The organism is Bdellovibrio bacteriovorus, from assembly GCF_001592735.1.
GTDB lineage: Bacteria > Bdellovibrionota > Bdellovibrionia > Bdellovibrionales > Bdellovibrionaceae > Bdellovibrio > Bdellovibrio bacteriovorus_D.
In genome coordinates this window covers 520,795-544,887 of the sequence record NZ_LUKE01000001.1, presented here as the reverse complement: position 1 = coordinate 544,887, position 24,093 = coordinate 520,795, and the positions used below count along the sequence as shown (strand labels likewise).

At 44.6% G+C, this 24,093-nt stretch carries 25 protein-coding genes; 17 read left to right on the top strand and 8 right to left on the bottom strand.

Annotation, left to right across the window (positions count from 1 at the left end; all coding sequences use genetic code 11):
* The 5 genes from AZI86_RS02625 to AZI86_RS02605 all read left to right on the top strand — a co-directional run bounded on the left by AZI86_RS02625 (nucleotide 1) and on the right by AZI86_RS02605 (nucleotide 4,387).
* The gene (locus tag AZI86_RS02625) at nucleotides 1–474 is read left to right on the top strand and encodes a complex I 24 kDa subunit family protein (protein ID WP_061833541.1); all 474 of its coding nucleotides are present in this window, start codon (nucleotides 1–3) and stop codon (nucleotides 472–474) included.
* Nucleotides 474–1,766 carry an NADH-quinone oxidoreductase subunit NuoF gene (gene nuoF / locus AZI86_RS02620; protein WP_061833540.1) on the top strand — a complete coding sequence of 431 codons (1,293 nt, stop codon included), beginning with the start codon at nucleotides 474–476 and terminating at the stop codon, nucleotides 1,764–1,766. The genes AZI86_RS02625 and nuoF overlap by 1 nt, the downstream gene beginning before the upstream one ends.
* Nucleotides 1,747–3,327, top strand: coding sequence for a 2Fe-2S iron-sulfur cluster-binding protein (locus AZI86_RS02615; RefSeq protein WP_061833539.1), 1,581 nt, complete (start codon nucleotides 1,747–1,749; stop codon nucleotides 3,325–3,327). Before nuoF ends, AZI86_RS02615 begins: the two co-directional genes overlap by 20 nt.
* On the top strand, nucleotides 3,324–3,848 hold the full coding sequence (locus tag AZI86_RS02610; RefSeq protein ID WP_061833538.1) for a NuoI/complex I 23 kDa subunit family protein: 525 nt from the start codon (nucleotides 3,324–3,326) through the stop codon (nucleotides 3,846–3,848). The genes AZI86_RS02615 and AZI86_RS02610 overlap by 4 nt, the downstream gene beginning before the upstream one ends.
* Before the next feature lie 113 nt (nucleotides 3,849–3,961).
* Nucleotides 3,962–4,387 carry a hypothetical protein gene (locus tag AZI86_RS02605; protein WP_061833537.1) on the top strand — a complete coding sequence of 142 codons (426 nt, stop codon included), beginning with the start codon at nucleotides 3,962–3,964 and terminating at the stop codon, nucleotides 4,385–4,387.
* A 28-nt stretch (nucleotides 4,388–4,415) separates the two neighbouring features.
* Here AZI86_RS02605 and AZI86_RS02600 read toward each other — a convergent pair whose 3' ends face one another.
* The 3 genes from AZI86_RS02600 to AZI86_RS02590 form a co-directional block, all read right to left on the bottom strand.
* A complete protein-coding gene (locus AZI86_RS02600) occupies nucleotides 4,416–5,531 on the bottom strand; it encodes a Fic family protein (RefSeq protein ID WP_081111761.1) in 1,116 nt (371 codons plus the stop codon).
* A 98-nt stretch (nucleotides 5,532–5,629) separates the two neighbouring features.
* Nucleotides 5,630–6,241 carry an RNA 2',3'-cyclic phosphodiesterase gene (thpR, locus tag AZI86_RS02595; RefSeq protein ID WP_061833535.1) on the bottom strand — a complete coding sequence of 204 codons (612 nt, stop codon included), beginning with the start codon at nucleotides 6,239–6,241 and terminating at the stop codon, nucleotides 5,630–5,632.
* A 193-nt stretch (nucleotides 6,242–6,434) separates the two neighbouring features.
* Nucleotides 6,435–7,436: a TerC family protein gene (locus AZI86_RS02590; RefSeq protein ID WP_253715603.1), complete on the bottom strand. Its 1,002-nt coding sequence runs from the start codon at nucleotides 7,434–7,436 to the stop codon at nucleotides 6,435–6,437.
* A gap of 121 nt (nucleotides 7,437–7,557) precedes the next feature.
* Here AZI86_RS02590 and AZI86_RS02585 point away from each other — a divergent pair, with 121 nt between their 5' ends.
* The 6 genes from AZI86_RS02585 to AZI86_RS02560 all read left to right on the top strand — a co-directional run bounded on the left by AZI86_RS02585 (nucleotide 7,558) and on the right by AZI86_RS02560 (nucleotide 12,760).
* Entirely contained in the window at nucleotides 7,558–8,433 is an 876-nt protein-coding gene (locus AZI86_RS02585; RefSeq protein WP_253715601.1) for a LysR family transcriptional regulator, read from the top strand.
* 261 nt (nucleotides 8,434–8,694) lie between these two features.
* On the top strand, nucleotides 8,695–9,369 hold the full coding sequence (locus AZI86_RS02580; RefSeq protein WP_172797992.1) for a hypothetical protein: 675 nt from the start codon (nucleotides 8,695–8,697) through the stop codon (nucleotides 9,367–9,369).
* A 10-nt stretch (nucleotides 9,370–9,379) separates the two neighbouring features.
* Nucleotides 9,380–9,880, top strand: a complete 501-nt coding sequence (locus tag AZI86_RS02575; protein WP_061833532.1) for a hypothetical protein — start codon at nucleotides 9,380–9,382, stop codon at nucleotides 9,878–9,880.
* A 53-nt stretch (nucleotides 9,881–9,933) separates the two neighbouring features.
* Nucleotides 9,934–10,785 carry a murein L,D-transpeptidase catalytic domain-containing protein gene (locus tag AZI86_RS02570; protein WP_061833531.1) on the top strand — a complete coding sequence of 284 codons (852 nt, stop codon included), beginning with the start codon at nucleotides 9,934–9,936 and terminating at the stop codon, nucleotides 10,783–10,785.
* Nucleotides 10,785–11,204: a hypothetical protein gene (locus AZI86_RS02565; RefSeq protein ID WP_061833530.1), complete on the top strand. Its 420-nt coding sequence runs from the start codon at nucleotides 10,785–10,787 to the stop codon at nucleotides 11,202–11,204. The genes AZI86_RS02570 and AZI86_RS02565 overlap by 1 nt, the downstream gene beginning before the upstream one ends.
* A 71-nt stretch (nucleotides 11,205–11,275) precedes the next feature.
* The gene (locus AZI86_RS02560; protein ID WP_061833529.1) at nucleotides 11,276–12,760 is read left to right on the top strand and encodes a YiiX/YebB-like N1pC/P60 family cysteine hydrolase; all 1,485 of its coding nucleotides are present in this window, start codon (nucleotides 11,276–11,278) and stop codon (nucleotides 12,758–12,760) included.
* Between the two features lie 79 nt (nucleotides 12,761–12,839).
* Here the strand turns inward: AZI86_RS02560 and AZI86_RS02555 are convergent, their stop codons facing one another.
* The 3 genes from AZI86_RS02555 to AZI86_RS02545 are packed head-to-tail and all read right to left on the bottom strand — an operon-like array spanning nucleotide 12,840 to nucleotide 15,489.
* A complete protein-coding gene (locus AZI86_RS02555; protein ID WP_061833528.1) occupies nucleotides 12,840–13,172 on the bottom strand; it encodes a hypothetical protein in 333 nt (110 codons plus the stop codon).
* Nucleotides 13,172–14,311, bottom strand: a complete 1,140-nt coding sequence (locus tag AZI86_RS02550; protein WP_157684608.1) for a hypothetical protein — start codon at nucleotides 14,309–14,311, stop codon at nucleotides 13,172–13,174. The genes AZI86_RS02555 and AZI86_RS02550 overlap by 1 nt, the downstream gene beginning before the upstream one ends.
* A gap of 56 nt (nucleotides 14,312–14,367) precedes the next feature.
* The gene (locus AZI86_RS02545; RefSeq protein WP_061833526.1) at nucleotides 14,368–15,489 is read right to left on the bottom strand and encodes a fatty acid desaturase; all 1,122 of its coding nucleotides are present in this window, start codon (nucleotides 15,487–15,489) and stop codon (nucleotides 14,368–14,370) included.
* A 210-nt stretch (nucleotides 15,490–15,699) separates the two neighbouring features.
* On the opposite strand from AZI86_RS02545, the gene AZI86_RS02540 reads away from it, so the two are divergent.
* Both AZI86_RS02540 and recO read left to right on the top strand, forming a co-directional pair.
* Nucleotides 15,700–16,686, top strand: coding sequence for a hypothetical protein (locus tag AZI86_RS02540; RefSeq protein ID WP_061833525.1), 987 nt, complete (start codon nucleotides 15,700–15,702; stop codon nucleotides 16,684–16,686).
* Nucleotides 16,687–16,729: 43 nt separating this feature from the next.
* Nucleotides 16,730–17,329, top strand: coding sequence for a DNA repair protein RecO (recO, locus tag AZI86_RS02535; RefSeq protein WP_061833524.1), 600 nt, complete (start codon nucleotides 16,730–16,732; stop codon nucleotides 17,327–17,329).
* 7 nt (nucleotides 17,330–17,336) lie between these two features.
* Here recO and AZI86_RS02530 read toward each other — a convergent pair whose 3' ends face one another.
* The gene (locus tag AZI86_RS02530; protein ID WP_061833523.1) at nucleotides 17,337–18,221 is read right to left on the bottom strand and encodes a tyrosine-type recombinase/integrase; all 885 of its coding nucleotides are present in this window, start codon (nucleotides 18,219–18,221) and stop codon (nucleotides 17,337–17,339) included.
* Between the two features lie 202 nt (nucleotides 18,222–18,423).
* Between AZI86_RS02530 and AZI86_RS02525 the strand changes: the two genes are divergently transcribed.
* The 3 genes from AZI86_RS02525 (at nucleotide 18,424) to AZI86_RS02515 (ending at nucleotide 21,733) form a co-directional block, all read left to right on the top strand.
* Nucleotides 18,424–19,482, top strand: coding sequence for a sigma-54 interaction domain-containing protein (locus tag AZI86_RS02525; RefSeq protein ID WP_061833522.1), 1,059 nt, complete (start codon nucleotides 18,424–18,426; stop codon nucleotides 19,480–19,482).
* A gap of 111 nt (nucleotides 19,483–19,593) precedes the next feature.
* Nucleotides 19,594–20,433: a S1 family peptidase gene (locus AZI86_RS02520; protein WP_061833521.1), complete on the top strand. Its 840-nt coding sequence runs from the start codon at nucleotides 19,594–19,596 to the stop codon at nucleotides 20,431–20,433.
* Nucleotides 20,434–20,542: 109 nt separating this feature from the next.
* A complete protein-coding gene (locus AZI86_RS02515) occupies nucleotides 20,543–21,733 on the top strand; it encodes a hypothetical protein (protein ID WP_157684607.1) in 1,191 nt (396 codons plus the stop codon).
* 54 nt (nucleotides 21,734–21,787) lie between these two features.
* On the opposite strand, the gene AZI86_RS02510 is transcribed toward AZI86_RS02515, so the two are convergent.
* Nucleotides 21,788–22,486, bottom strand: a complete 699-nt coding sequence (locus AZI86_RS02510; protein ID WP_081111760.1) for a TetR/AcrR family transcriptional regulator — start codon at nucleotides 22,484–22,486, stop codon at nucleotides 21,788–21,790.
* Nucleotides 22,487–22,644: 158 nt separating this feature from the next.
* Here AZI86_RS02510 and AZI86_RS02505 point away from each other — a divergent pair, with 158 nt between their 5' ends.
* On the top strand, nucleotides 22,645–24,093 hold the full coding sequence (locus tag AZI86_RS02505; protein WP_253715596.1) for a TolC family protein: 1,449 nt from the start codon (nucleotides 22,645–22,647) through the stop codon (nucleotides 24,091–24,093).

The following is a 24,093-nucleotide window of genomic DNA, read 5'->3' as shown; positions in this document are numbered from 1 at the left end:
ATGTTTACACTTTCAGAACAAGGCTTGCAGAACGTTAAGAAAGAACTAGCTCGTTACGAAGCTAAGGAATCGGCGATCATTCCAAGTCTTTATATTGCACAAAAAGAAAACAAAGGATTCATCACTCCAGAGATGATCACTTACTTAGCTAAAGTAATGGAAATTCCTGAAGCGCGTATCAATGAAGTTTTCAAATTCTACACGATGTTCAATCAAAAGCCGGTGGGTAAATACCACGTTCAAGTGTGCACGAATATTTCTTGCGCGCTTGAAGGCGGTCGTGAACTTTCAAATCACATCTGCCACGAGCTGGGTGTGAAATTAAACGAAGTGACTGCAGATGGTCGTTTCACTGTCAGCCGTGTTGAGTGCTTAGGTTCGTGTGGAACCGCGCCCATGATGCAAGTGAATGATAAGTATCACGAGAAATTGACTCCAGAGACGGCGATGAACCTTCTCAGAGGGATGAAGTAATGGCTGAATCAAAAGTATTAACCGAATTCTATCATTTGCCCGAATACCAAACTTTAGCAGGTTACAAAGCTAAAGGCGGCTACGAGACTTTGCATAAAGTTTTCAAGATGCAACCTCAGCAAATCATCGACGAAGTGAAAGCTTCAGGATTGCGTGGTCGTGGTGGTGCGGGTTTCCCGACGGGTATGAAGTGGGGCTTTCTGCCCAAAAATAATGAACCTCGTTATTTGTTGTGTAATGCGGATGAAGGGGAGCCTGGAACTTTCAAAGACCGCATGATGATGGAGCGTGCTCCTCATCAATTGATTGAAGGTATGATCATTTCTGCTTTCGCGATTGGTTCGAAAAAAGGCTACATCTATGTTCGGGGTGAATACGTTTACCCGATCCAATGCTTAGAAAAAGCATTGAAAGAAGCTTATGATGCGGGCCTTTTAGGTAAAAATATCTTGGGATCAGGTTTTGATTTTGATTTAGATGTTTACCGTGGAGCTGGTGCTTACATCTGTGGCGAAGAAACCGGGATGATTTCTTCATTGGAAGGTCTTAAAGGTCAGCCCAAATTAAAACCGCCATTCCCAGCGGTTCAAGGTTACCTTCGTAAGCCTACCATCGTAAATAACGTGGAAACTTTGGCAGCAGTCACTTACATCATTCGTGATGGCGCCCAAGTTTATCGCAAATACGGAACTGAAAAATCAGCAGGAACAAAATTATTCTCTGTTTCGGGGAACGTTGTGAACCCAGGCAACTTCGAAGTTCCGTTGGGTTACCCATTGATGGATATCATCATGAAAGAGTGCGGCGGTATGAAACCCGGTCGCAAACTGAAAGCGGTGATTCCGGGGGGATCTTCTGCTCCGGTTTTGACGGCCGAAGAAGTCGCTAAAGCAAACCTAGATTATGAATCTTTGGCGGGACTAGGAACCATGCTTGGTTCTGGGGCGATCATCGTGATGGATGATTCTCAATGTATGGTGGATATGTTGGGAGTTTTAACTCACTTCTATGCCCATGAGTCTTGCGGTCAGTGTACTCCGTGCCGTGAAGGAACGGGGTGGTTAAATAAGATTCTTCATTCGATCTTGGAAGGCCGTGGACGTCTTCAAGACATCGACTTGTTGATCAAGGTTGCTGATAACATGAAAGGTAAAACGATCTGTGCTCTTTCAGACGCGGCGGCTTTGCCTGTGTTAAGTTTTGTAACTAAATTTAGAGATGAATTTGAATTCTACGTTCGTGAAGGACGTTCGAAAGTAAAAGGAACGACATATGCCGAAATGCACCATTAATGGCAAAGAAGTCGAAGTAAAAGAAGGCACGTCGATCATCGAAGCCATGCAACAGTCGGGCGATCGTATCGCGCACTATTGCTGGCATCCAGGATTGTCGGTCGCCGGTGTTTGTCGCTTATGTATGGTGGAGATTGAAGGAAATCCACGCGTACAGATCGCATGTAACACGATGGTGACTGAAGGCATGAAGATCAACAACACGTCTGAAAAAGTACGTGATGCTGTTAAATGGGGCCTTGATTTCCATCTTATCAACCATCCGTTGGATTGTCCGATCTGTGACCAAGCTGGTGAGTGCGGTTTGCAAGATCAGTACATGGAATACGGCAAGTACGACCCAGAAATGGCGGAAGCGAAAGTTAAAAAGCACAAGGTTGTGGATCTTGGACCGACCGTGGTTCTGGATTCTGAAAGATGTATTTTGTGTTCGCGCTGTGTTCGTTTCACTGAAGAAGTATCTAAAACTAATGAATTAGGTATCTTCAATCGTGGTGACCGTTCTGAGATCGGCTGCCATGAAGGTGTTGAGCTGAATAACAATTACTCTTTGAACACCGTGGATATCTGCCCGGTGGGTGCGTTGACATCGAAAGATTTCCGCTTCCGCCAACGCGTGTGGTATCTCAAAGATGGCGACAGTGTTTGTAACGGTTGCTCAACAGGTTGCAACATCAAAGTATTCTACAATAAAGAAGGTCTTTTCCGTATCAAGCCTGTTTACAACGAACAAGTAAACGGTCACTGGATGTGTGATAGCGGTCGTAATGCGTATAAATTCGTAAACCGTGAAGCTCGTTTGGTGAAAGGTATGGTTCGTGGCGCTTCTGGTTGGTCAGAAATGGCTCCCGGTGCGGCGGCGAAAAGCGCGGGCGAAGTTTTGAAAAACACTTCCGGCGATTCTTTGGCCCTTGTTTTGACGGCTCAGTACACGGTTGAAGAGTACGAAGCGATCATCAAAACTTTTGTGGAAGAGTTTAAAACTAAAAAGATCTATTTCTGGATTAACAATAAAGAAACTTTCGATAGCTTCGATGGACTTCTTTATCGTGGAGATAAAAATCCAAACACGAAAGGTCTTTTGCGAGTTATGGAAAAATACGGTGTTACCGGTACTTGGGCAGATCTTTCTCAAGGTCTTTCTTCAGGCAGCGTGAAAACCGTGGTGGTTGCGGGTCCTGAAAACCAAGCCGTGTTCCCTGACATCAATGATAAAGTCAAAGAGCTTTCAAAAGCTCAAAACTTGATCTGGTTGCAATCTGGAAAACATGAAGCGTTGTCAGCGTTAACTGGCAATGTTTGGTTGATCCCATTAAAAACTTTCGTCGAAAAAGACGGAACGTTCGTGAACTTCTCGGGTCTTGAGCAAAAGATCAAAAAAGTAACGACGGTTGTTTCTGAAGCTCTGACTTTAACGGAAGCGGCTTTATTATTGGCTGGTAAAAACTTGGCGATCCCGACAACGGCTCAGCCATTCTTGCCAAACAACCAACGCCCAGACCAAGTGGCTTTGGAAGCTCGTAAAAAGAATGAGTTCGTGTTCAGAAGAGGTAGCCTATGAGTGTAATGCAAAACAACTCGGAAAAATCAAAGTGGTATTTACCGGGTATTCTGGGTGGTCTAGCGATCACCATGAAGCACTTGCTGAAAAACTTGTTTAACCAAAAGAAAATGATGACCTTGAATTATCCAGAGGAAAAGTATGAATACTCTCCAAGATTCAAGGGCAACCACGTTCTAACAGTTAAAAAAGACGGTTCACTTCGCTGCACGGCTTGCATGTTGTGCGCGACCAACTGTCCGGCGGAATGTATTAAAATCGTGGCGGCTGAACATAATGATCCCTCCGTTGAAAAATATCCGATCAATTATGAGATCGATATTCTTCGTTGCGTATTCTGCGGTTTCTGTGAAGAAGCTTGTCCCGTGGACGCAGTTCGTTTGGGACCTGAATGGCAGACTCCAGGCGTGAACGGTGCTAACTTTATTTACGATATCAACTATCTGGCTTACCGTCCTAATCTTAAAGGTGGGATCCAGACGCATGTCGACGATGAAGAAAGACATAAGTCAGGAATCTAGTCCGCGGACTTGTGTTAAATATAAGGGTTTTTATGAGGGAGTCGTAAGACTCCCTTTTTTATTTGCGAGATACCTTTAAGAGTTTCAGAATTCTTTTATAGGGGGATTTAACCATGAAAAAACTGATTCTTATTCTTAGCATTTTAGCGGCACCATTTTTCGCAAACGCGGAAACTGATTACACAATCACTTCGAGTGATGATGGTTTTGCCGCGCAAACTTCAGAAGTTCAGCCGGACAGAAACTATTCACGCAGTTATGATTTCGGTCGCGTATGGGTGGGGCAACGTCGCTATACAGATTTCGTTTTGCAAGCGGGCCGCTTCCCGTTGCAGGTGCGGGGTTTGAGTATTAATGGCCGCTTTTTTGGCGGTGATACGAACTGTCCGTCGTTGCTTTTCCCAGGTCAGCGTTGCATCATTCGCGCTTCATACGCACCTCGTATGAGTGGCAATCATTATGGTCAACTTCGCCTTTGGGTGGCGAATGACACTATGATCGTGCACCTTTCAGGCCGTGCTTGGGACGGTCGTCACTAGTTTAAAGGGGCACCTGGAATCAGGTGCCCTACTTTAGCTTATGATGAACGGCCAGGTGATAGCGAACCGATCGCCCTTTACCTTCAAGATTCAAAAGGCCTTTTGATTCTAGTTCGGATAAATCCCGTTTTGCAGATTCGCGACTAGTTCCCGTAATACTCACATATTTCTTATTGGTCATGCCGCCCAAAAAACCTTCGGGCTCACTCTCTAACATCTTTTTTAAAACTTTCCGTTGGCGCTCATTAAGAGCTTCGGTCTCGGCCTTGTGCCAAAACATTGAAAGGTAGTGAGATTTTTTTATCAGGGATTGTGATTGGGTGAATGCTTTTATCAAAATTTCTAAAAACCATTGCAGCCACCTGGTTATATCCATGTCCGACTTTTGAGTCTGCTCGAGTATCTTGTAATATTGCGATCGTTCCTTCAGAATTTGTGTGGAAATGCTATAAAGTCGGCGGCCGGTTTTTTCGTCTTGAGCTAAGGCCATTTCGGTCAATGCGCGAGATATGCGGCCATTCCCGTCATCATAGGGATGTATAGTTACAAACCACAAGTGCGCAATTCCCGCACGTAAAATTCCATCTATTTTTTGATCTTGGTGCCACCACTCAATAAATGTTTTTAGCTCTTTTGACAGAAGCATCGCCGGTGGAGCTTCAAAATGGATGATGGCTTTTTCAAAGCTTCCAGATATGACTTGCATGGGCTCGTTAGAAGTTCGAATGGAGCCGATTTCAAGTTCTTTAAAATTTTTAGAATGGCCTAAAAGTTCGAGATGCCATTTGTTGATTCGATCAAGGGAGAGATTTTTGTCGTAATTAGACGTGGCATCAATAAGAACTTCTACAATACCGTCAGTTTGTTCTGAATGGATGGTTTGAGTTTTTTTTGAATTAAGATGAAGCCGTTTGGCAATAGAAGATCGCAACGATTGGATGTCTAACTTTTCACCTTCAATGGCGGAGGTGTTTAAAGCTTCCTCGGCCATCAAGGAAGCCTGGTCCTTTAACCGCAATAAGTCTGCTTGAGCTATCAGCTGTCCTTGGAGTTTTCGGGCTTCAGAAAGTAAAAAAATAAGCTCTTCGGCTTTCCAAATGAAGTGGGGCCATTTGGGGTTCTGCCAAATATATTTCTTCATCATAACTATCCTGACCCAATTAGTTAACTTAATTGGATCATTTTTTGACCCAATTAGCAAGAGTAATTGGGTCAAAAATGTCTCAGATCGAATTAATGAGATTAGAAGGAGGCCGATAGCTCCAAGAGGCTTTCTGTTTCTTCGGCCAACTGACAACGAAAGATCGGTGTGTAAACGGGGAAGTTGCCATGCAGGTGTGATTCATACAGCACCACTTCATTCACATGCAATTTTCCAAAGCTCTTCCGTTTAAATGGTGAAATCATATCTTTAACACTCTTTGGATTGCGTAGGCGTCCAATAGTTAAATGCGGTACAAACTCGCGCAGCTCCATCGCCATGGTGACACCGCGTTCAGCCAAGTTGCGATCCAGTTCTTGCTTAAGCTCATTCAAGTATCTTTTATTCTGCACCCCCAACCAGATGACACGTGCTTCGTGTTCAGAGGAAAAAGCACCCATGTCTTCAATCTTGAGATCAAAGGGATTAAAGACTTTGCAGGTGTCCTCTAAGGCCTCTTGGATTTTAGGGATTTCATTGACGTCGGTGTCGCCAATAAAGGTGACCGTGATATGAAAGTTGGTGGGTGGAACCCATTTCATATTCATTTCTTTTTTATCGGCATTGATTTTGAGCTTTTTTAAAGTCGGAAGGAAGCTTTCAGCCAAGGGGTCCGTGGCATTCAGTGCAAAGAAGAGTCTGCGGGTCGTCATAAGTCTTCCTCCTAATATAAAGCGGTGAAAGACCTCATCGGCGAGTCCTTCCACCTATGTCTGTATTTATTATGTCGAGTATCGAGGAGTGTTGTCCAGTGCGGACGAGGAAAAAGACAAAAAACTAACTGAAAGCCATTACGTTCGTTTTCATCACTGAAGGAATCGTAATGGCTTTGTAAAAAACCGATCTTTAGATGGGCGTGATCGGCGGTTTTGGGGTTTCGTCGTTCTTCTTAGGGAATAACAACGAAGCTGCGATAGATCCACCGATAAATAAAGCAATGAGACCCAATGACCACGTTGTCGGGAAGTGGCCATCGAACAGTTTGTTTAACCAAACCATTTTTAAACCCACAAACACCAGCGTTGCTGCCAGGCCATATTTGAGCAAGTGGAACTTGTCGACGACACCCGCTAACAAGAAGTACAAAGAGCGCAAGCCCAAGATGGCAAAGATGTTGGAGGTAAATACCAGCAGCGGTTCTTTTGTGATGGCAAAAATAGCCGGAACCGAATCGATGGCAAAGATCACATCCGTGAACTCTAAGAACACCAAGGCGATAAACAGAGGAGTCGCGTAAAGCAGGCCTTTTTCTTTCACAAAGAAATGATCTTCATGCATTTTATCAGTCACGCGGATATGTTTGCGCATAAATTTGATCAGCCAGTTTTGCGAGGGATCCATGGAACCTTCGTTCGAGAAGACCATTTTAATCCCAGTAATAATCAAGAAGACCCCGAAGATCATGACCACCGCTTGGTACTGCATAAGTACGGCGCCAAGAGCGATAAAGATCGCACGGAAGAACAACGCCCCTAAGATGCCGAAGAATAAAACCCGGTGTTGATATTTGGTGGGAACGCCGAAGAAACTGAAAACGATGACGAAAACGAAGATGTTATCCACCGAGAGTGATTTTTCGATCACGTAGCCGGTGAGAAACTCTAAGGCGACCTGTTTTCCTAAGACGTCGCCAAACTTGTTACTGGCGTACAGCCATAACAAGACGTTAAAGATCATGGCTAAGCTCACCCAGGCAATGGACCATAAGGTCGCTTCTTTAAAGCCCACGGTGTGAGAGTGTTTATGAAAGACACCCAAATCTAATGCAAGCATCGCAAAGACGAAAAGCACAAAGCCTGCGTAAAACATCCAATATTCTGCAAAAGGAAATAACAACGTTTGATCCAAAGTAAGCCTCCAGGACCCAATGTAAACTCTTTACTGATATTTAAAAAATGGATAATCTTTAACAAGTTAATTGCTTATAACGAAGAAGTGTATTGTGACACATATGACCGACAATTTCCTATTGGAACTGAATTTTCATCATCTCTATTACTTTTACGTGATTGCCAAAGAAGGCAGCATCGCCAAAGCCGCAGAGCGTTTGCGCATTGGGCAGCCGACCTTAAGCACACAGTTAAAACAGCTAGAAGGCTCTTTGGGAAAAGAACTTTTTGAACGCCGCAAGCAAAGGCTTCATTTAAGCGAATCCGGAAAGCTTGCGTATCAATATGCGGAGCAAGTTTTTAACTTAGGCTCAGAGATGGTAGAGGTCTTACAAGAGCGCCTGACCAACAACCGCGTGCACGTGCAGATTGGCGCCTTAGACAGTGTGCCTAAAAGCATTATTTTAAAAACTATCATGCAAGCCTATAAAATGGGGAATTGCAGTGTGTCCGTCCTTGAAGGTGACGGGGGCCAGCTGTTGCGTGAATTAGCCGCGCATAAAATTGATCTGCTTTTGGCAAATTATCCTCCACAACAGGATGCGAAATCTATTTTCTCTAAACCCATTGCGAAACTAAAAGTGGTGGTGTGTGCGGCGCCAAAGTTCAAAGATCTGAAAAAGAATTTTCCAAAGTCGTTAGAGGGCCAGCCCTTTATTATTCCCACCGTACACAGTCATCTGCGTCGTGAGCTCGAGCATTATTTTAAGATGAACGAAATCCGCGTCGATCAAACCGCGGAAACACAAGACACCAGTTTGCAGTTGCTCTTAGGCCAAGAAGGTGTGGGACTTATTCCGATCGCGGAAGTCGCGGCGCAAGACTTAATCAAAGAAAAAAAGCTGATTGTACTAGGTGAATTGGAAGGGGTTTACGAAGAAATCTGGTTGGCCTCGGCCAGTCGTAAGATTGAAAATCCGATTGCCGCAAAATTGATGAAGGCTGTCCTATACTGAGACATCGCCGAAAAAATTATTCGCCAACCTGCTTTCGGGCGTAAATGTTCTAGACGACGCGTATCTTTATGAAATGTGCTGGATAAAGGTCTGATATCTGTCGTTCCGTTCCCCGAGTGTTCAAAAGTTTGAGGTCTGGTTGCCCGTAAATTTGCCGAATGATGTTGCAGCTTTAGCTCAGGCTATTAAAATTTGAAAGATGGCAGATCATCGTCACTTTTTCCGGGGGGAAACCAAGTGCAATACCTGCGACTCTTTATAATGATATTATTTGTTTCGGGGTGGATGCACTCCGCAAACGCGGCCGCCTTATTCGGCGGACCTAAGACACTTCCTGATGACGGAACTTACACACCACGGACTTCAGAGAATTTCTCGGGCTCGAGCGGCGGCAATTGTGAAACTAGTTGCCGCAGCAGCAAAGGCTTTATCCAAGTCGACATCGCCGCACGTTGTATGTGTATTTCAGGATCCAGCTGTTTTAAAGTGGATGTCGGAATGCCGGGACTTAAGACTTCAAATGGATTGGGTATCATGGGTCGCGCGAACGGTACGAAGTATAGCACCAAAAGCTACACGAACACGAAGAGCTTTGATTATGATGCTATTTCAATGGGGATCGCCTCGAATACTGAATATGGAAAATGGATTCATAAAGCCCGAGATTGCCAAGGTGGCGGCCAGCAGACCTGGGCATGTATTGGGGTCCCTTGCAACAAGTGGGATGAAGTTAAGTCTTTAGGACTTTCAGGAAAGTCGATCCAAGTATGCAATGGGGTCGATTACCCGACTTCTAAAGATTACTGTCCTCCCGGGGATAAACCTTGTTACGTTAAAGTAAGTCCAAGTACTTCCGCACGAGACCGTGCTGGTTTGCATATACCTAGAAAAAACAATGGCGATGGTTCCGGTGAAAGCCGTGGACAAACAAGATAGGAAGAGATCGATGAAATCCTCAATTAAGATTTTCAGCAGTGTTTTAGTCCTTTTTATTGGTTCGTCGGTTGCTTGGGCTGAACTAGCAGGTTCTAAGGGTAACGCCTCTGGTTCCTGGGTGGCCGAATTTGAAAAGAAAAAAACGGGTTGTCCAGTGAGACCTAAGGTAGATCCTAAAGATATCAAAACATGTCCCAAAGTGCTGGGAGAGATTCCGTTGGATATGGATCAAGTTAGCGAGTTCATCGTTTACGAATACCGACCGGACACAGAAACTTTCTCTCTTGTGGGAGTTGATTTACCTGATGAAGGTGAAACCATCGTGACCTTGGAAGCGATAGCTAAATCAGACGCCACTTTATCTGATAACAAGGGTGGCGAAAAAATGGCGGTGCTTAAGAAAGCTTTGACTAATCCGTGTGATCTTTTAAAGCGCCGATTCAAGATCAAAAAGATAGCGACTCTTTCTGATGCTGAAATTAAAGCTCGTAAGAGTTGTGTAAGAAAATAAAAAATATATTCTTAGTTCTGTTCTAAATATTTCCCGGGGGGAATCTAAACTTTATGCAAAAATTATTATTTTTTGCGGTCACTTTATTTTTCATTAGCAATGCCAATTCGGCCGCTTTGTTCGGGGGCGGAAAATCGATCAATATGGATGATGGTGGAGAAAGTGCGGAAATGGGATCTGGCGGAGATTGTTTGACAGTTCCGTCTCACGTCTTAAAAGCCTACGAAACGGCTAAAAGTTTTTCCGAATCATGTCCTGCAGCGGCTCTGTCATCGGGTAAAAAAATTGTGATCAATGATTACTCGGGGCAAGGGCGGGAAACGATGTACATCTTTGACCAGAACAGAAAGTGCATTGATTCGATGTACATTAGTTATGGGGATGGTTCTGGCAGTACAAAAAGCGAAAGCTCGACGTCTTGTTCTACCGGCGGGTCTGGGAAAACTCCGGCGGGGATGCATATCACGGGGCCTCATAGTGGCAAAAGTTATAATGGTAAAAACTCTTTAAAGCTTGCCGGTTTAAGTGGCCAAGGCAGTGCGGGTCGACAGATTTTAATTCACGCCTCTAAATGGAAGCTTCCGGCGGGTGTATCACAAGGTTGCACCGGGGTTCCTCAAGATAAATTATATAAAGTCATGGGCTTGTTAGGGTATGGATCTTTAGTATACAACTATTTCGGTAACGAAGCTAAGGCCCGAGGCTGTGGAAGTAATGCCGGTGCTGAAAAGCCGCCTGAATGTAAGCCTGAAGGTTACGCAAGGCAGATCGCACGTACCGCGAATCGAGCCCGTTTATCGGTAGATCCTTCTGAGGGTCGTGACGGCGGAGGAATCACGCCGGGTGGGAATTCGTCCGGGCCTGCACGTGGATCATCGAATCGTGGACAAAGAGGAGCGAACTAATGAAAAAAATTATTGTCATCACAATGCTTGTCGTGACCTCTGTTTTTGCCTGGGCCCAAAAGGATCAAAAAGCGGAAGAGTCTTATGATAAACCGCCGGTCCTAAAGTTTGGTGATTGGTCCAACGAAAATGAAAAAGACATTCCCATGGTTCCTACCCACATAAGTAAGGGTGAAAAAGTGGAAGTCTTAGAATACGACGTGGCCCATGACGTTTTTAGTGTGGCCACCGCCCAAGAACGAGAACAAGGACCTTTTTACTTCACTCCGGAAGAGCTTTTAAAAGGGACGGGATTTGCGCTCCAGCTAAAGGACTTCAGTAAGCAGAAAAAGTTGGATTTTGTAGGCTCTGAACATGTATTGAAGTCGGACATTCGTATTCTTGAAGAAAGTGAATACAGAAGCCGTCTTAAAAAGTAGCTCGACCAATGTCTGCTGGCCCTCTATTTTCAAGGTAAATAAACCGAAGTGTTTCTCGTGGGAGAAATGCAATGAGAAACATCATCGTTTTAGGATTTACTTGTTTAATGGCAGCTTCCTGCCAAACCAAGCCCGTTGACGTATTTCGTGCGCCGGCAAATACGCAGGAATTAATTTCGGGCAGTCGTCAGGTTCTAAACGACATCTCAAATCCCCAGATTTTTAATCCGCAAACTTGCGCAACATATATCAACAAAGTGACGGACTACCTATTTAAATTACCGGCCAATCACTTTATTCCTAAAAATGCTCGACAAGCCGACATGCTTAAATCGGCCGGACCTGAGTTGATGGACACGATTTTCCAAATCCGCTTAGCGATGCACGATAAACTGCAAGAATTCGATAAGCAAAATTCCTTAAGCCGTGAGTGTACTTTAAAAATGCGTGAGGGCTTTCAATACGCGCGTTTTTCTGAAGAATATCTTTTGGATTGGCTGGTCGCAAATAAGGCTTACAACTATACTCCAAAACCCATCTTAGATAACTCTAAACCCAGCACCTGGACGAACCCCAAGTTTGAAGATTTTAAATTAAAAAGCGGCGATGTCATGATCATCCGCGGGAAAAGCTATGTGTCCGCCATGATCGCGCGCATCGGGGATGAAGAAGGTAATTTTTCACATCTTGCCATCATCGGTGAAGATAAAAAGGGCAACAAATACGTTGTTGAGGCTTTGATTCAGTACGGGGTGATCGTAACTCCGCTAGAAAAATGGAGAACCGCCGAAGACGCCCGCGTGGCTTTGTATCGTCAACCCGATGCGGCTTTGGCAAAAGCGGCGGCTCGTAAGATTTATGATCACGCGCAAGGGGCTTTGGATAAAGGCTTAGGTATTCGCTATGACTTTTCAATGAACGATGCAGACTATTCGTCGTTCTTTTGTTCAGAGGTGATTCGTTTTGCTTATGATAAAGCTTCGGGTGGCCGCTTTATGGTGCCGAAATATCGCAGCACCGTGAGCAAATTTAAAGACCAAGAATATCCAAAGACTTTGGGTGTGAAGGGCACCTCTTTGTTTGCACCCTACGATTTAGAAGTCGATCCGCGATTTGATTTTGTGGCGGAATATCGTTTTTTACCTTTGTTAAGACAAGTGCGTATGCAAGACGCCGTTTTACAAAGTGTTTACGAATGGATGATTAAAAAAGATTATAACTTTAATTGGACGATGAAAAATGCCACGCGTGCCCACATGGCGAAGTTTTTGCGTGATTTTGGATTATTCAAAGACACGTTGCCACGCTATATGCCGATTGAGGCCGTAAAAACCACGGTGCAATTTGAAGCGGTGGCGAACACATTAGAAGAAAACCTTTACTCCAGAGAAAAAGAGTTTTACGCGAAAAACGGCTATTCACCGTCATTCCAAGACATGATGAAAATCAACGATGAGTATCGTATCGAAGACTGTAAACGGAATAAAAATCCGACCCTGATGAAGCCCACGAAATTTCATTCGTTTTTTAGAAGCGAATCTAATAAGTGTGAATAAAAAAGGGAGCTTTAAAAGCTCCCTTTTTTGTTTGATACTAAAGTAAAAGGTGATGTAGACAAATATCCTTAAGTTACCCTCATTGAACTTGAACCGCATCCATACTGATCATAGAGCCGTCTTTGAAATGACAGAAATAATACTGATTCAATTGGATATCGCTTAGGATGATCCCCACTCCCTTTGCATTTTTGCAGATAGCGGCATAGGGATTCTTGATATAGTCATCAATACCTAATTCACTTTCTACGGGTCGAAAACGCTTCAAAGCTTTTTTGGCGTCGCAATTTTTCTTCACACATTCGGCAGAAATTTTGTGCTCTTTATAATAGTCAATCTGGATGAGTTTTTCACCATTGGGGGTTTGTGCGATCAATGTCATGGCAAATAGATTTTTAAATGTCTTTTTCATTATTCAATCCAAACTATAGAGGAATTATAGGCCTTGTCATAAGATTCGTCCCGCACTAACTTTTCCCACAATTTCATTTTGCGACGAAATTCTGCCGCGCTTTCCCAGCCTTGGGAATCTTCAGTCGAACAAATAAGTTTGCCATCTTTAAAGCAAAATTTATTCATCCTTGGGAACGTGGAATCACGCAATTGATATTGTTTCTCGCAGACTTCTCCGCAACACAAAGTGCGCGAAGCCACGATCACATTAGAATGTGGTCCACATTCTTTTGAAAATAGTTTTCGCTTGGGGCTTAAAGCACAGTGTTGGGCAATAATGGGTTTTCCCTCACGAAGTAATTGGTCCACCTGTAAATCTAACGCTATATTCTCTTTGCCCTTTTTCACTTTATATTCCGGCATCAGTAAGGTGTTTTTTTGGCAAGTCTCTGGCACAGTTAACGTGGCCATAAACTCTCCGAAGCTGTCTTTGCGTAACGCCTTTCGGATGAGTGCGACATTTTTTTGTGCGGGGAAGATTTCAAACATTTTTTGAGCGCAAACAAAAGAAGCTTCGTCCTGTTCACTGAGTGGCAGACTTTTGTAGTTGTTGTACAATGTTTCGTATTCATGCCACCACGTAAAATTTTTTTTCAGTTTTACTTGATCCCAGTCTTGATAAACAAGCTTGTCAAACGGGGCGCAGGATTCTCGAGCGAACTTTTCACTTTTGCGAAGCTTCATTAAAATATTAAATGGAATTCCGCCTTCTTGAAGCTTTCGTCTTTGGCCTTGGGCCATGACGTCCAAGACGGAAACGCGGTTGTCGGGAATTTTATCTTTGAATTTTTTAATATCTTCGGGGGTGAGTTCGCTAACACTTTTTCCGGTGATTTTCTTAACATCAGGAACGCAATCGATTTTCTTTGCCTGACAATATTTATGATCAAGCACAGTAGAAACTGCCATGGCATAGCAAAACCCTAAGCCGTCCTGCGCGCGGCCCGGAGGAAGATTGGGAACTCTGACCACGTTTTTGACTGTTGGATTTTCACAAGAAAGTGCGTCGGCGGTGTTTGTATCCACAGCCCAACCCTGAGCCCCAGTTTTTAAAGAAAATAAAAGGGTCATAAGCAGCAAAGATCTACAAAGTGTCATGATCTTACTGTAGCAAGGAAAGGGGTCAGGAGACAGAGCCCCTGACCAGAGTCGAGTTAGATTTTAACGTATTCAACAGATCGCAAATGCACCTTCCAAAGCTTCAGTCCCATTTGGAATTCCAGCTGGGCGATCTCAAGCTCGCGTCTTAGCTCGGCAAGTTTCAGATCGTAAGCTTCTTTAAGCTCTTCGCGTTTTTTGCTGGCGTCGACTTTGAACTGTTCATAGTCTTCACGCAGTTTTTTCATGCGGTTTTGGGCGTCCAGGATGGTTTCGCGCATCGCGTGAAGTTTTTCTTCGGCAAAGCCTAGCTGTCTCATTTCGCTAGCCTCCGCTTGCAAGCGCGCCTTTAAAATTTCCGCATTGGAAATCTGGCGCAATTTAGATGCAAGACCGATGAAGTTCAAAGAGCGGATCACCCATTTGGTGGGATCCCAGTGATACCACTTGATCCCGTTACGATAGTCGATTTGGAACTTATGATGGAAGTTATGGTAACCCTCACCATGAGTTAAAACGGCCACAAACCAAGAATCGCGCGCTGAAATTTCTTTGGAATAAGTTTGTTTGCCCAAAGTGTGGCACAAAGAGTTTACAAAGAACGTGCTTTGTTGAGTTAAAGCAATACGCAAGGACCCGCCGATGATCAAACCACCGAAAGCCGAACCCATCAACCAGCCGATAAACATCGGGAACAAGAAACCCATGAAAATAGAGATCGGAACATAGTAACGATCTTGGAACTTTACCATCCACTCTTTTTCAAGATCGGGAGCATGGATTTTTTGGTTTACAGAGTCCTTAAAGAACAACCAGCCCATGTGGGCGTACCAAAAACCTTCGTTGATATTGTAAGGATCTTTTTCGCCGTCAATATGGGTGTGGTGGCGTCGGTGATCGGAAGACCACTTCAAAGCAGACCCTTGATAAGCCGAAGCGCCGACCATCAAAAATAAAAACTTAGCGATGGGGTGCGCATCATAACTTTTATGTGAAAACAGACGGTGATAACCGGCCGTGATACTTAAGTTTGTGGCTGCGGCAAACACCAGCGAGAACACAAGGATGTCCCACTGAAAGCCGTAATAATAAAAGTAAATAGGTGTCAGAATGACGGCCGCCAGAGGATTGATGGTCATGAACAATAAGACCGGCCATTCGATACGTTTTTTAGTCATTTTTGGTACCTCACTAGGAATAAGTCTAACAGAGTATTTGGCAATATCGACACTCACATTTCACTTTTCCGAGTGATTGCGTTAGAGATTTCTTGATGAACTTGAGCTCAATTGAGAGGCATTTGAGAAAAAGTGGGGCCTAAATTTCTCCGCCCGAATTAGACCTTGGTGTAGTCTCATTTATAAGGAAACCTGATAAATTTTGAGGATATGTTTATTGATGTAGTGCGCCCTGAAAACTGGGAAGAGTTGAACGATGAAGTAAAGTCTTTCTTGAATCTGCCAGAGAAATCCCGCGCGCGCGTTTATCATGGGCTTTCGCAAGGTGTCTTTGAGATTTCTCAAGGCACCGCGCAGTTTATGTCCCATAAAAAATCGGTGGCCTTTATCACGGGACAGTCACCGATTGTGGAATCCTTGCTGCCTTACTACTATAAAGAAACCTACGAGGTTCAAAAACTTTCTCAAAGTGAAATGACCGACCCTAAAGCGTGGGTGGAGTCATTAAAAAAGGACACCTGCTTTGTTCTTTTCAGCGATGACCACCCGGTCACCGGAGAGCTTTATCCGTTTGCTGACGAACTTGATAAATTGCTCAACGAAAAACGAATTTTTTCCTTTCGCCTGTCTCACGGGACACATTTTTTTGGCAATGCAGAGCTTCGCCCTTACACTGTGCGCTTTTGTTCTTTTGGTCCGCAAGTTTGTGTGGCCGCTTGTGGTGATCGCTATCGGACGCCGTCATTAATGGCCCATACCATGGAGTGGGACCGCAAAAGAATTTTAGATCAGCTTTCAAAAATGAAGTCCCAGCGCAAAGAAAATCAGAGTTTGGTACAGGCTTTTGAGCGATCTCTTTCGGTTGAAGGGCGACCCTATTTTTCCGCGCAAGCATCTCGGACCTGGGATCGCGCGGTTTGTGTTTTTCCTGATGTCAGTGCGGACGCTTTGGCGATAAAGATTTTTGAAAAACTACAAATATCCCCCGAGGACGGATGGCAACAAATAGCCACCACGAACATGTGTTCTTGGGATGTGGTTAAGATGTTCGGTCCCTGGTGGGAGCCAAAACCCAAAACCGAAGATCTGCGCGGGTTGTTAATCGTCGGTGTGGCGATGCTTGAAAATCCGGGTTTTCAAACAGCCTTGCAAGCCTCGCTAAAAGAAATCAAAGAACAACAAAGCTGGAATGTCTAAGTTGATTGTTTAACTTTATTGGGTGTAAAGTGGCCACAAAGCCATGACTCAAGGTAAAGACCGCTTCATCATTTTAAAAAAAATCAAATACGCGGAAGCGGATTTAATCATTCATGGTTTATCTCCCCGTGGGGAAAAATTGGCTTTTATTGCCCGCGGTGCTTTGAAAAGTAAAAAGCGTTTTGGTGGGGGCGTTCTGGAGCCCACTCACTTTGTGACATTTACGTACAAACAAGCAAACGAACACGGACAACTCAACGTGCTGCAAGAAGCGACGATAGTTAATGACTTTCCCGGACTTCGCACGGACTATGATCGTCTAGAGACGGCTTTGCATATTTTAGAATGTGTAAGTAAAGTCAGCCAAGAAGGAGATCGGGACTCAGAATTCCTGTTTAATCTTCTGGGGAATACGCTTAAAGTCCTCGAGTCCACGCCGGATATTTTAGTGTTGAAGATGCACTTCTATCTAAAATTCCTGCTTCAACAAGGTGTTGTAAATGCGGAGCCATGGATGGCGCCGTTTCTAAAAACCAATCTTGCCGATTCCGCAAACCTGATTTCTTACCGCCAAACTGTCGATGATGAAATGTATAACGTTGAACAGATGGTGAAACACTATTTAGCAAACGCCACCCTGTAAAAAGACTTTAGGACACTTTGGTTTTATTTCCCAAGGGATGCAATGACTCCATGGTGCGGGCCAGATGATCAATTCCCAGATGCGTGTATTTTTCTGTGGCCGAAAGACTTTCATGGCCCAAAAGTTCCTGCAGGACACGCAAGTTGGCACCACTGCTTAACAAGTGAGTAGCAAAGCTGTGACGAAGAGCATGGGGATGCAAAGGTTTTAAAAGTCCTGCACGCTTGCCACTGTGGCGAACCATCTCGTAAGCGGTGCGTGTGTTTAAAGGCTCTGCGCCAAAGACATATTCTTCATCGCCCGATTCTTTACGCCATCTTTCTAAAACTTCTAATGTTAGTTTTGGTAAAGCGACCACTCGCTCCTTAGATCCTTTACCTTTAATACGGAAAACTTTTTGAGCCCAGTGAATGTCCGCCCACTTTAAGGCGCAGGCTTCGCTGATGCGTAACCCTCCGCCATACAATAAAAGAAACAGGACCTTCTCTTTTAAAGGGGCGGCGTCTTCGCCTTCAAAAGTTTTAAGAACGGAAAGCACCTCATCCACACTTAAAAAGTGTGGCAGCTTTTTGGGAACTTTCGGCGCGGTGATCTGAAAGGACAAATCCCTTTCAGTCAGATTCTCTTCAAAAGCCCAGGAAAAAAAGCTCTTTAATGTGGCTGCCTTGCGGTTGCGAGAGGCGAGGGACAGCCCAGCCCAACCATTAAAGGCAGCCCTTGCCGTGGTCAGTAATTCGGCTTCGGTAAAAATTCGCGAATTATTTTCGTAATCAAAAGCCTGCTTAAGATCTAGGCTGTAATGCTTGATCGTTAGGGGGGAGGCTGATTTAACAAAAGTCATATATTTCAAATATTTATCTATGTTTTTTCGGAGCTCAAAATGACCTGCCAAAGCCTCCTCCTTTCGGTATCGAGCTGCCCAAAAAAGCCCTCGAATTTAAAAATAATGCAACGGCGCGTAATATTTTCTTGCAAAACTTACCAGACCAAGGTTATAACTCAATGCGTTGCCGCGGTGTATCAAGTTGAGCCAATCAGTTTGAGACACCCACCCAAATTTTCTTAATCAGGACGTTACCGAAAGGTGGATACTCATGAACGATAACAACTCGACGACTGTTTTGCCCTCTTCTCAGAATGCAAACCAAGTCATGTGGAACACAAACCAAACTTCAAAAGTGATTGAAAACAAGACCATCGTCTATCAATCCGAAGTCATGGGTAATTTAATGAAGATGATCGACCGCGTGGCTCCGTCCCAGGCGAACATCTTAGTATTGGGTGAATCTGGAACCGGAAAAGAGCTTATTGCTCGTTCTATCCACGAACGCTCAGGTCGTAAAAACAAACCTTTTGTTGCGATCAACTGCGGTGCTCTTCGTGAGACGCTTTTAGAGTCGGAACTTTTCGGTCATGAAAAAGGCTCTTTCACGGGTGCTTATGCTCGTAAGATCGGTTTAGCAGAAGTGGCTACCGGCGGAACATTGTTCCTTGATGAAATCGGTGAATTGGATCCGGCGATCCAATCTAAACTTCTTCGTTTCATCCAAGAAGGTGAAGTTTACCGCGTGGGTGGTAAAGACCCCGTAAAAGTAGACATCCGTTTGATCTGTGCGACCAATCGTGAGTTGGATCAAGAAGTTATCAAAGGTAATTTCCGTGAAGACTTGTTCTATCGTATTAATACGATCGTGGTTTCCGCACCTCCTTTACGTCGTCGTAAAGATGACATCCCGGCGTTGATCAACCATTTCTTGAACAACTCTCAACATGCTTATTTGAACCGTGGTCGTTCCGTGAACGAAGAAGCCATGAAGGTTCTTACTAAGTATGACTGGCCAGGAAATATTCGTGAGCTGCAAAACGTATGTGAACGTCTTCAGATCTTGTCTGAAGGTCACATGATCATGCTGAACGATATTCCAGAAAATATCCGTAATGGCGAAGCGGAAAAAGACGTTATCGAATACGATCCGCAAATGACTTTGCACGATCTTGAGAAACGCTACATCCTGAAAGCTTTGGCGCACTTTGGTGGTAATAAAACTCAAGCCGCTAACAACTTGGGTATCACCATCAAGACTCTTTACAACAAACTTCATGAGTACGGCGAGTTTGAAAAATTCGCGGTTCACACGAAGCCCGCAAAGTAGTCTTTAAATATTACTTATAACCTTGGGAGTGGTTTCCCTTCTTTTTTCCACTCCCAAGGTCTCTCCCTAAGCCATCTTCCCCTCGAGGATGGCTTTTTTTTCGAGTGTGTGATGAGAAACGTTTCCTTATATTTTCTTGGTTTGGCGTTTTCCCTGGCAACCGTTTCCGGGTGCACTCAACCCGATGGGGCCAGCACCGCCAGTCCCAAAGGTTGTTTACCTGCAAGCAGTGCAGACGGTATTGTCGGTGGTGCCCGCGTGTCTAATGCCGAGCCCTTAGCAAAAAAAGTAGTTATCTTGGTTATCACGAAAAGTGAAGGCAGCAGTATCTGTACGGGCGCCCCCATTGCCTCGGATTTAATTTTGACCGCTGCTCATTGTGTGGAAAATGTCGACAAAGCGGTCGCCGTATTTAATAACGACATCAGCTGTGAATCGGGAATCAATGTCACCCGAGATGGTGTTCCGGTTGTAACGACGGTCGTGCATGAAGGCTATACGGGTAAGGCCGCCACTGACGATTTAGCTGTAGTGAAAATTCAAAAAAATATTCCAGCGGATTATCCTATCAATAAGATCTATCAAGAAAACTCTGTCTTAAGCTCTGATTCGGTCACTTTGATTGGTTATGGCAGTACGGGGAAAAAAGGCAGTGGCGGTGGCTCGGGTTTCTTACGTACCGTTAATAAAAGCTATTCCCACGATGTCGTGACCAACTCCTATTTAAGTGGCCGTGATCGCATGTGGATTTCACAAAAAGAACAAGGCATGTGTTACGGCGACTCTGGCGGTCCGGTGTTTTTTGAGGTCGGCGGCGAATTGCAAATCGCGGGCGTAAACTCGGCCGTGCGTGGCGATACGGACGATACCATGTGCATGGGCGAAGCTTACGCGATGTATATGCCGGCTTATAAAGAATGGCTTAAAGCTGCCATGGAGAAGCTGCGCTAAGCGGCAAGTGTCTCAAAGTTTAACACTGTCTTACCCCTCAAAATCTCATAATTAGGCGTTGAGCTGGCCCCGGGGTTGCAATAATTACAGGGGAAAGATTGAGGGATCTATGAAAAAGCTATTACTAATGTGTGGTGTTCTGTTCGTATCGACAATGGGATATGCCAAAAGCAATCCTATGCCATTCAGCTCTTGCGTAGATGAGATCTATGCCAACGCCGGCGCGCGTACAATGAATGATGCAAAGATCACTTGTCGTATGCAAAATGATGCGGCCTTCGTTCAATGTGCGACCGATCTATATAATGACTTAGATCGCGGTTATTCATCAGACCGAGCTATCGGCATCTGTTTAGACCGTTACCCAGGCCAATCGATTCACACATCTTGCGTGACCATCTTAGGCAGTGCGGGTTTTGAGCGTATGGCCGCTATCCATATTTGTGATGAAACTACCGACACTTTAAGTTTAGCCATTCCTAAATGTATCTATCGTTTATCGCGTACTAATTCAGACACTATCGTGGATGACTGCCGCCAGGCTTTTGAACGTGGTCAGTTAAATAACGAAGGTTTTGATAAAGATGCTTATGCGCGATTGGAAAAAGAAAATGCGCGTCGCAAAGCTCAGGAAGCAGCGGACCGTCGTGAAGCTCAGGCGCGTGCTCAAGCGGAAAGACAACGTCAAATTGAAATCGCTCAACGCCGCGAAGCTCAACGTGCGGCAGATCAAGCTCGCGCGGCTGAAGCTCGTCGTCAAGAACAGCAGAATCGTCAACAAGAAATCCAACGTCAGAAAGACCGCGCCGCCAATCAGCGAATTGAAAATGAACGGGCTCGTCGTGCTGAAGAAAAGCGTCGTCAAGAAGAAGAGCGTAACTTCAATGACATGATTCGCGAAGAAAACGCGCGCCAAGCTCGTGAACGTGCAAAACAAGCGCAAAATCAAAACAAAAAACGCGAAGAGATTCCAGCAGTCACTCCTAAAAAGGATGTCGGATCTAAGAACACTAAAAAGTCTGAAGACAAGCCTGTTGTAAAACAAGACCAGGCGAAAGACAGCGGCAGCGATCAAAGCCGTCGTGATGAAGAGATCAAACGTAAGACCGCCGAAGGCCGTGAGCGCGTAGAACGTGCCAAACGAGAGGCCGAAGAGCGTCGTCAACAACAAGAGCGTGATAAAAACAAAGGTCAAAGTGCTAAGGTTGAAGAGAAGAAAACCGGTGACGGAACTGAAGATGTTCCGCCACCTCCAGTGGGTGGTGATTTCACCGACCTGCCAAATCCCACAGCGAACTAAAAAAAAAGCCCTCTTAATAGAGGGCTTTTTTGCTTTCAAATTTTTAGGAAAAAATTAAGCCACGGTGAAAAGCTTCGAATAAGTCCTGACAAATCGCACGGTCTGCTCCATCAACTTTTCTAGTGGAGTTTCATGTAAGACTCTTTCAAAAAAGAAAACGCCATCCATATATGTATCTAGGTCATGACAAAGCTCTTCGACGTTCGTTCCGGGCTTGAGCTTGCCTTTATCTGCAAGCATTTGCACACGTTGAATAAGGCGGGGATCAAGCTGCATAGGTATTGTTTCCATCGCCTTCTTTTTAAATTTTCGATCGGTGAGGGAATGGCCAATAATGATTTTCGCAAAGTCCTCGTGCTGACAACCATTGCGAATGCGGTCGCGAACATAGGCTTCAAGTTCATCAGCTAAATTGTCTTTAGGCTCATAGGCAAGATCGCGATTAATCAATTCAGCGATAAACTTTTGCGTGATATGCATCAACAAACCTTCTTTGCCGTCAAAGTAGCGGCCAATCAAAGATTCATTAACGTCTGCTTTTTTAGCGATCATCTTAGTAGTTGCGCCATCAAAGCCATATTTAGAGAAGATTTCTAAGCCTGCTAGTACCAAACGCTCTTCAGAAGCCGTGCGATCCCGCTTTTTGCATTTGCCAGTAAGGGCATCGACGATACCGCCGAGTCCTAGACATTGGTCCCCTTGTTGGTCCTCAACTTGAGCACCTATTTTCTTAGTTTGAGATGTTTCTGACATTGAAAACCTCCTGAGAAAGCACCTAAGTTGCTGAAATGCCTTATCTTTAAATAATGTATCATAAGCGTTTTAAAATCTCAACTAAGTAATTGATTGCATACTTATAAGCTTTGGGCTACTTTATGTATGTAAACGATTACATAACGGAGATCGTACTTATGAAAAAACCTGAATTGATGAAAGTAGGCAGTTTGTTACTAATTACAGCTGCGATCCTTTCAGCAAATCCCTCCTCGGCAATGAGTCTTAACGACTACTTAAATCAAGTCAAACAACAGAGTTTAGGATTAAAAGCTTCTGATCAGCAGGCCGAAGCGTCGGCTCTCAGCGTTCGTGAAGCAGATCTGTATTTCACCCCGAAGCTTCTTGCTAATGCCCGCGTAGGACATGACGGCAAAGAATCTTTTGGGGCCGCAGTGACTTATGATCGTCTCAAAATGCAAAACTACTCTTTAGGAGTTTCCCAAGAGTTTAGCTTCGGTCTTCAGACAAAATTAATGTACGCCATCGACAATACCGAGGTGGAGGGACTGAGTGCTCCGGGATATCCAAGCTCTGTAAGCTTTTGGGATGCGACACCTCAATTAGAATTAACAATGCCATTATGGAAGGATGGCTTCGGCCGCACCGCTCGCGCGAATGAAGAATTGGTGCGCCAACAAAACGAGGCCCAAAAATTAGGTTCATTAGGACAAAGCCAATCCTATTTGGTTGAAGCCGAAGCGGCCTACTGGAATTTATCGTCGGCTCAAGAAGTCGTGGAGGTTCAGAAAAGAGCGTCTCAAGCCGCACAAAGCATCCTTGATTATGTCAGCCGTAAAGCCCGCATGAACTTAGGTGAAAACGCCGATGTTTTACAAGCGAAGGCCTTGGTGGAACAAACGACCTTCCAATTGCAACAAGCCGTTAACACAGAAAAAGCGGCCCGCCGCAATTTCAATACTTTTATGAATCGCGGATCTGAAGAGGCGGTCGAGCGCTTAGACGTCATGAACTATGACGGATTGCAATCGGTCGCGATCCCGGCGCAAAAACCGGGAAATCGTTATGATGTGCAAGCTGCCGCGGCGCAAGCCCGCACGGCCAAAGCGTCTTCGGCTTTAAGTGCCGAAAAAAATAAGCCGCAAGTCGATCTTTACGGCAGTTGGGCATTAAACGGTCGCGATGAAGAATTAAACGAAGCCATGAAAAATGCGGGTAAAACTGAAAAAGACACGGCGTTTGTTGGTGTGCGCGTCAGCATTCCGTTAAATGTGGGGGCAGCTTCTGACGCTCGTGCCGGGGCTTTAAAAGCGGAACGTGCGGCCGAGTACTCATTGCAATACAAACAATTCGTTCAAGAACAAGATTGGAACAACCTCGTTCAACAATTAGGTGAAGCCAAAGAAGGTTTCCGCTTAGCTACGAATATAGTTAATGCACAAAAAGCGAAACTGGATAATGAAAGAACTCGTCTTCGTCAGGGAAGAACCACGACTTATCAAGTTCTTCTTTTTGAACAAGACTATTCTCAGTCCGAAGTGAATCGCGTGAAATCCGCAGCTCTTATTTTAGGTCTTCAAGCTCGCATCAAACTTTATCAAAACTCTCCTGAAGGAGGGATCTAG

Bases quoted from the DNA above. Each gene is read 5' to 3' on its own strand.
- AZI86_RS02615 (WP_061833539.1), top strand. From the start codon at position 1,747: ATGCCGAAATGCACCATTAATGGCAAAGAAGTCGAAGTAAAAGAAGGC.
- nuoF (WP_061833540.1), top strand. From the start codon at position 474: ATGGCTGAATCAAAAGTATTAACCGAATTCTATCATTTGCCCGAATAC.
- AZI86_RS02545 (WP_061833526.1), bottom strand. From the start codon at position 15,489: ATGACTAAAAAACGTATCGAATGGCCGGTCTTATTGTTCATGACCATC.
- AZI86_RS02560 (WP_061833529.1), top strand. From the start codon at position 11,276: ATGAGAAACATCATCGTTTTAGGATTTACTTGTTTAATGGCAGCTTCC.
- AZI86_RS02505 (WP_253715596.1), top strand. From the start codon at position 22,645: ATGAAAAAACCTGAATTGATGAAAGTAGGCAGTTTGTTACTAATTACA.
- AZI86_RS02540 (WP_061833525.1), top strand. From the start codon at position 15,700: ATGTTTATTGATGTAGTGCGCCCTGAAAACTGGGAAGAGTTGAACGAT.
- AZI86_RS02610 (WP_061833538.1), top strand. From the start codon at position 3,324: ATGAGTGTAATGCAAAACAACTCGGAAAAATCAAAGTGGTATTTACCG.
- AZI86_RS02520 (WP_061833521.1), top strand. From the start codon at position 19,594: ATGAGAAACGTTTCCTTATATTTTCTTGGTTTGGCGTTTTCCCTGGCA.
- AZI86_RS02605 (WP_061833537.1), top strand. From the start codon at position 3,962: ATGAAAAAACTGATTCTTATTCTTAGCATTTTAGCGGCACCATTTTTC.
- AZI86_RS02600 (WP_081111761.1), bottom strand. From the start codon at position 5,531: ATGATGAAGAAATATATTTGGCAGAACCCCAAATGGCCCCACTTCATT.
- AZI86_RS02575 (WP_061833532.1), top strand. From the start codon at position 9,380: ATGAAATCCTCAATTAAGATTTTCAGCAGTGTTTTAGTCCTTTTTATT.
- AZI86_RS02515 (WP_157684607.1), top strand. From the start codon at position 20,543: ATGAAAAAGCTATTACTAATGTGTGGTGTTCTGTTCGTATCGACAATG.
- AZI86_RS02570 (WP_061833531.1), top strand. From the start codon at position 9,934: ATGCAAAAATTATTATTTTTTGCGGTCACTTTATTTTTCATTAGCAAT.
- AZI86_RS02555 (WP_061833528.1), bottom strand. From the start codon at position 13,172: ATGAAAAAGACATTTAAAAATCTATTTGCCATGACATTGATCGCACAA.
- AZI86_RS02625 (WP_061833541.1), top strand. From the start codon at position 1: ATGTTTACACTTTCAGAACAAGGCTTGCAGAACGTTAAGAAAGAACTA.
- AZI86_RS02510 (WP_081111760.1), bottom strand. From the start codon at position 22,486: ATGTCAGAAACATCTCAAACTAAGAAAATAGGTGCTCAAGTTGAGGAC.
- AZI86_RS02525 (WP_061833522.1), top strand. From the start codon at position 18,424: ATGAACGATAACAACTCGACGACTGTTTTGCCCTCTTCTCAGAATGCA.
- AZI86_RS02565 (WP_061833530.1), top strand. From the start codon at position 10,785: ATGAAAAAAATTATTGTCATCACAATGCTTGTCGTGACCTCTGTTTTT.
- thpR (WP_061833535.1), bottom strand. From the start codon at position 6,241: ATGACGACCCGCAGACTCTTCTTTGCACTGAATGCCACGGACCCCTTG.
- AZI86_RS02580 (WP_172797992.1), top strand. From the start codon at position 8,695: ATGATATTATTTGTTTCGGGGTGGATGCACTCCGCAAACGCGGCCGCC.
- recO (WP_061833524.1), top strand. From the start codon at position 16,730: ATGACTCAAGGTAAAGACCGCTTCATCATTTTAAAAAAAATCAAATAC.
- AZI86_RS02550 (WP_157684608.1), bottom strand. From the start codon at position 14,311: ATGACACTTTGTAGATCTTTGCTGCTTATGACCCTTTTATTTTCTTTA.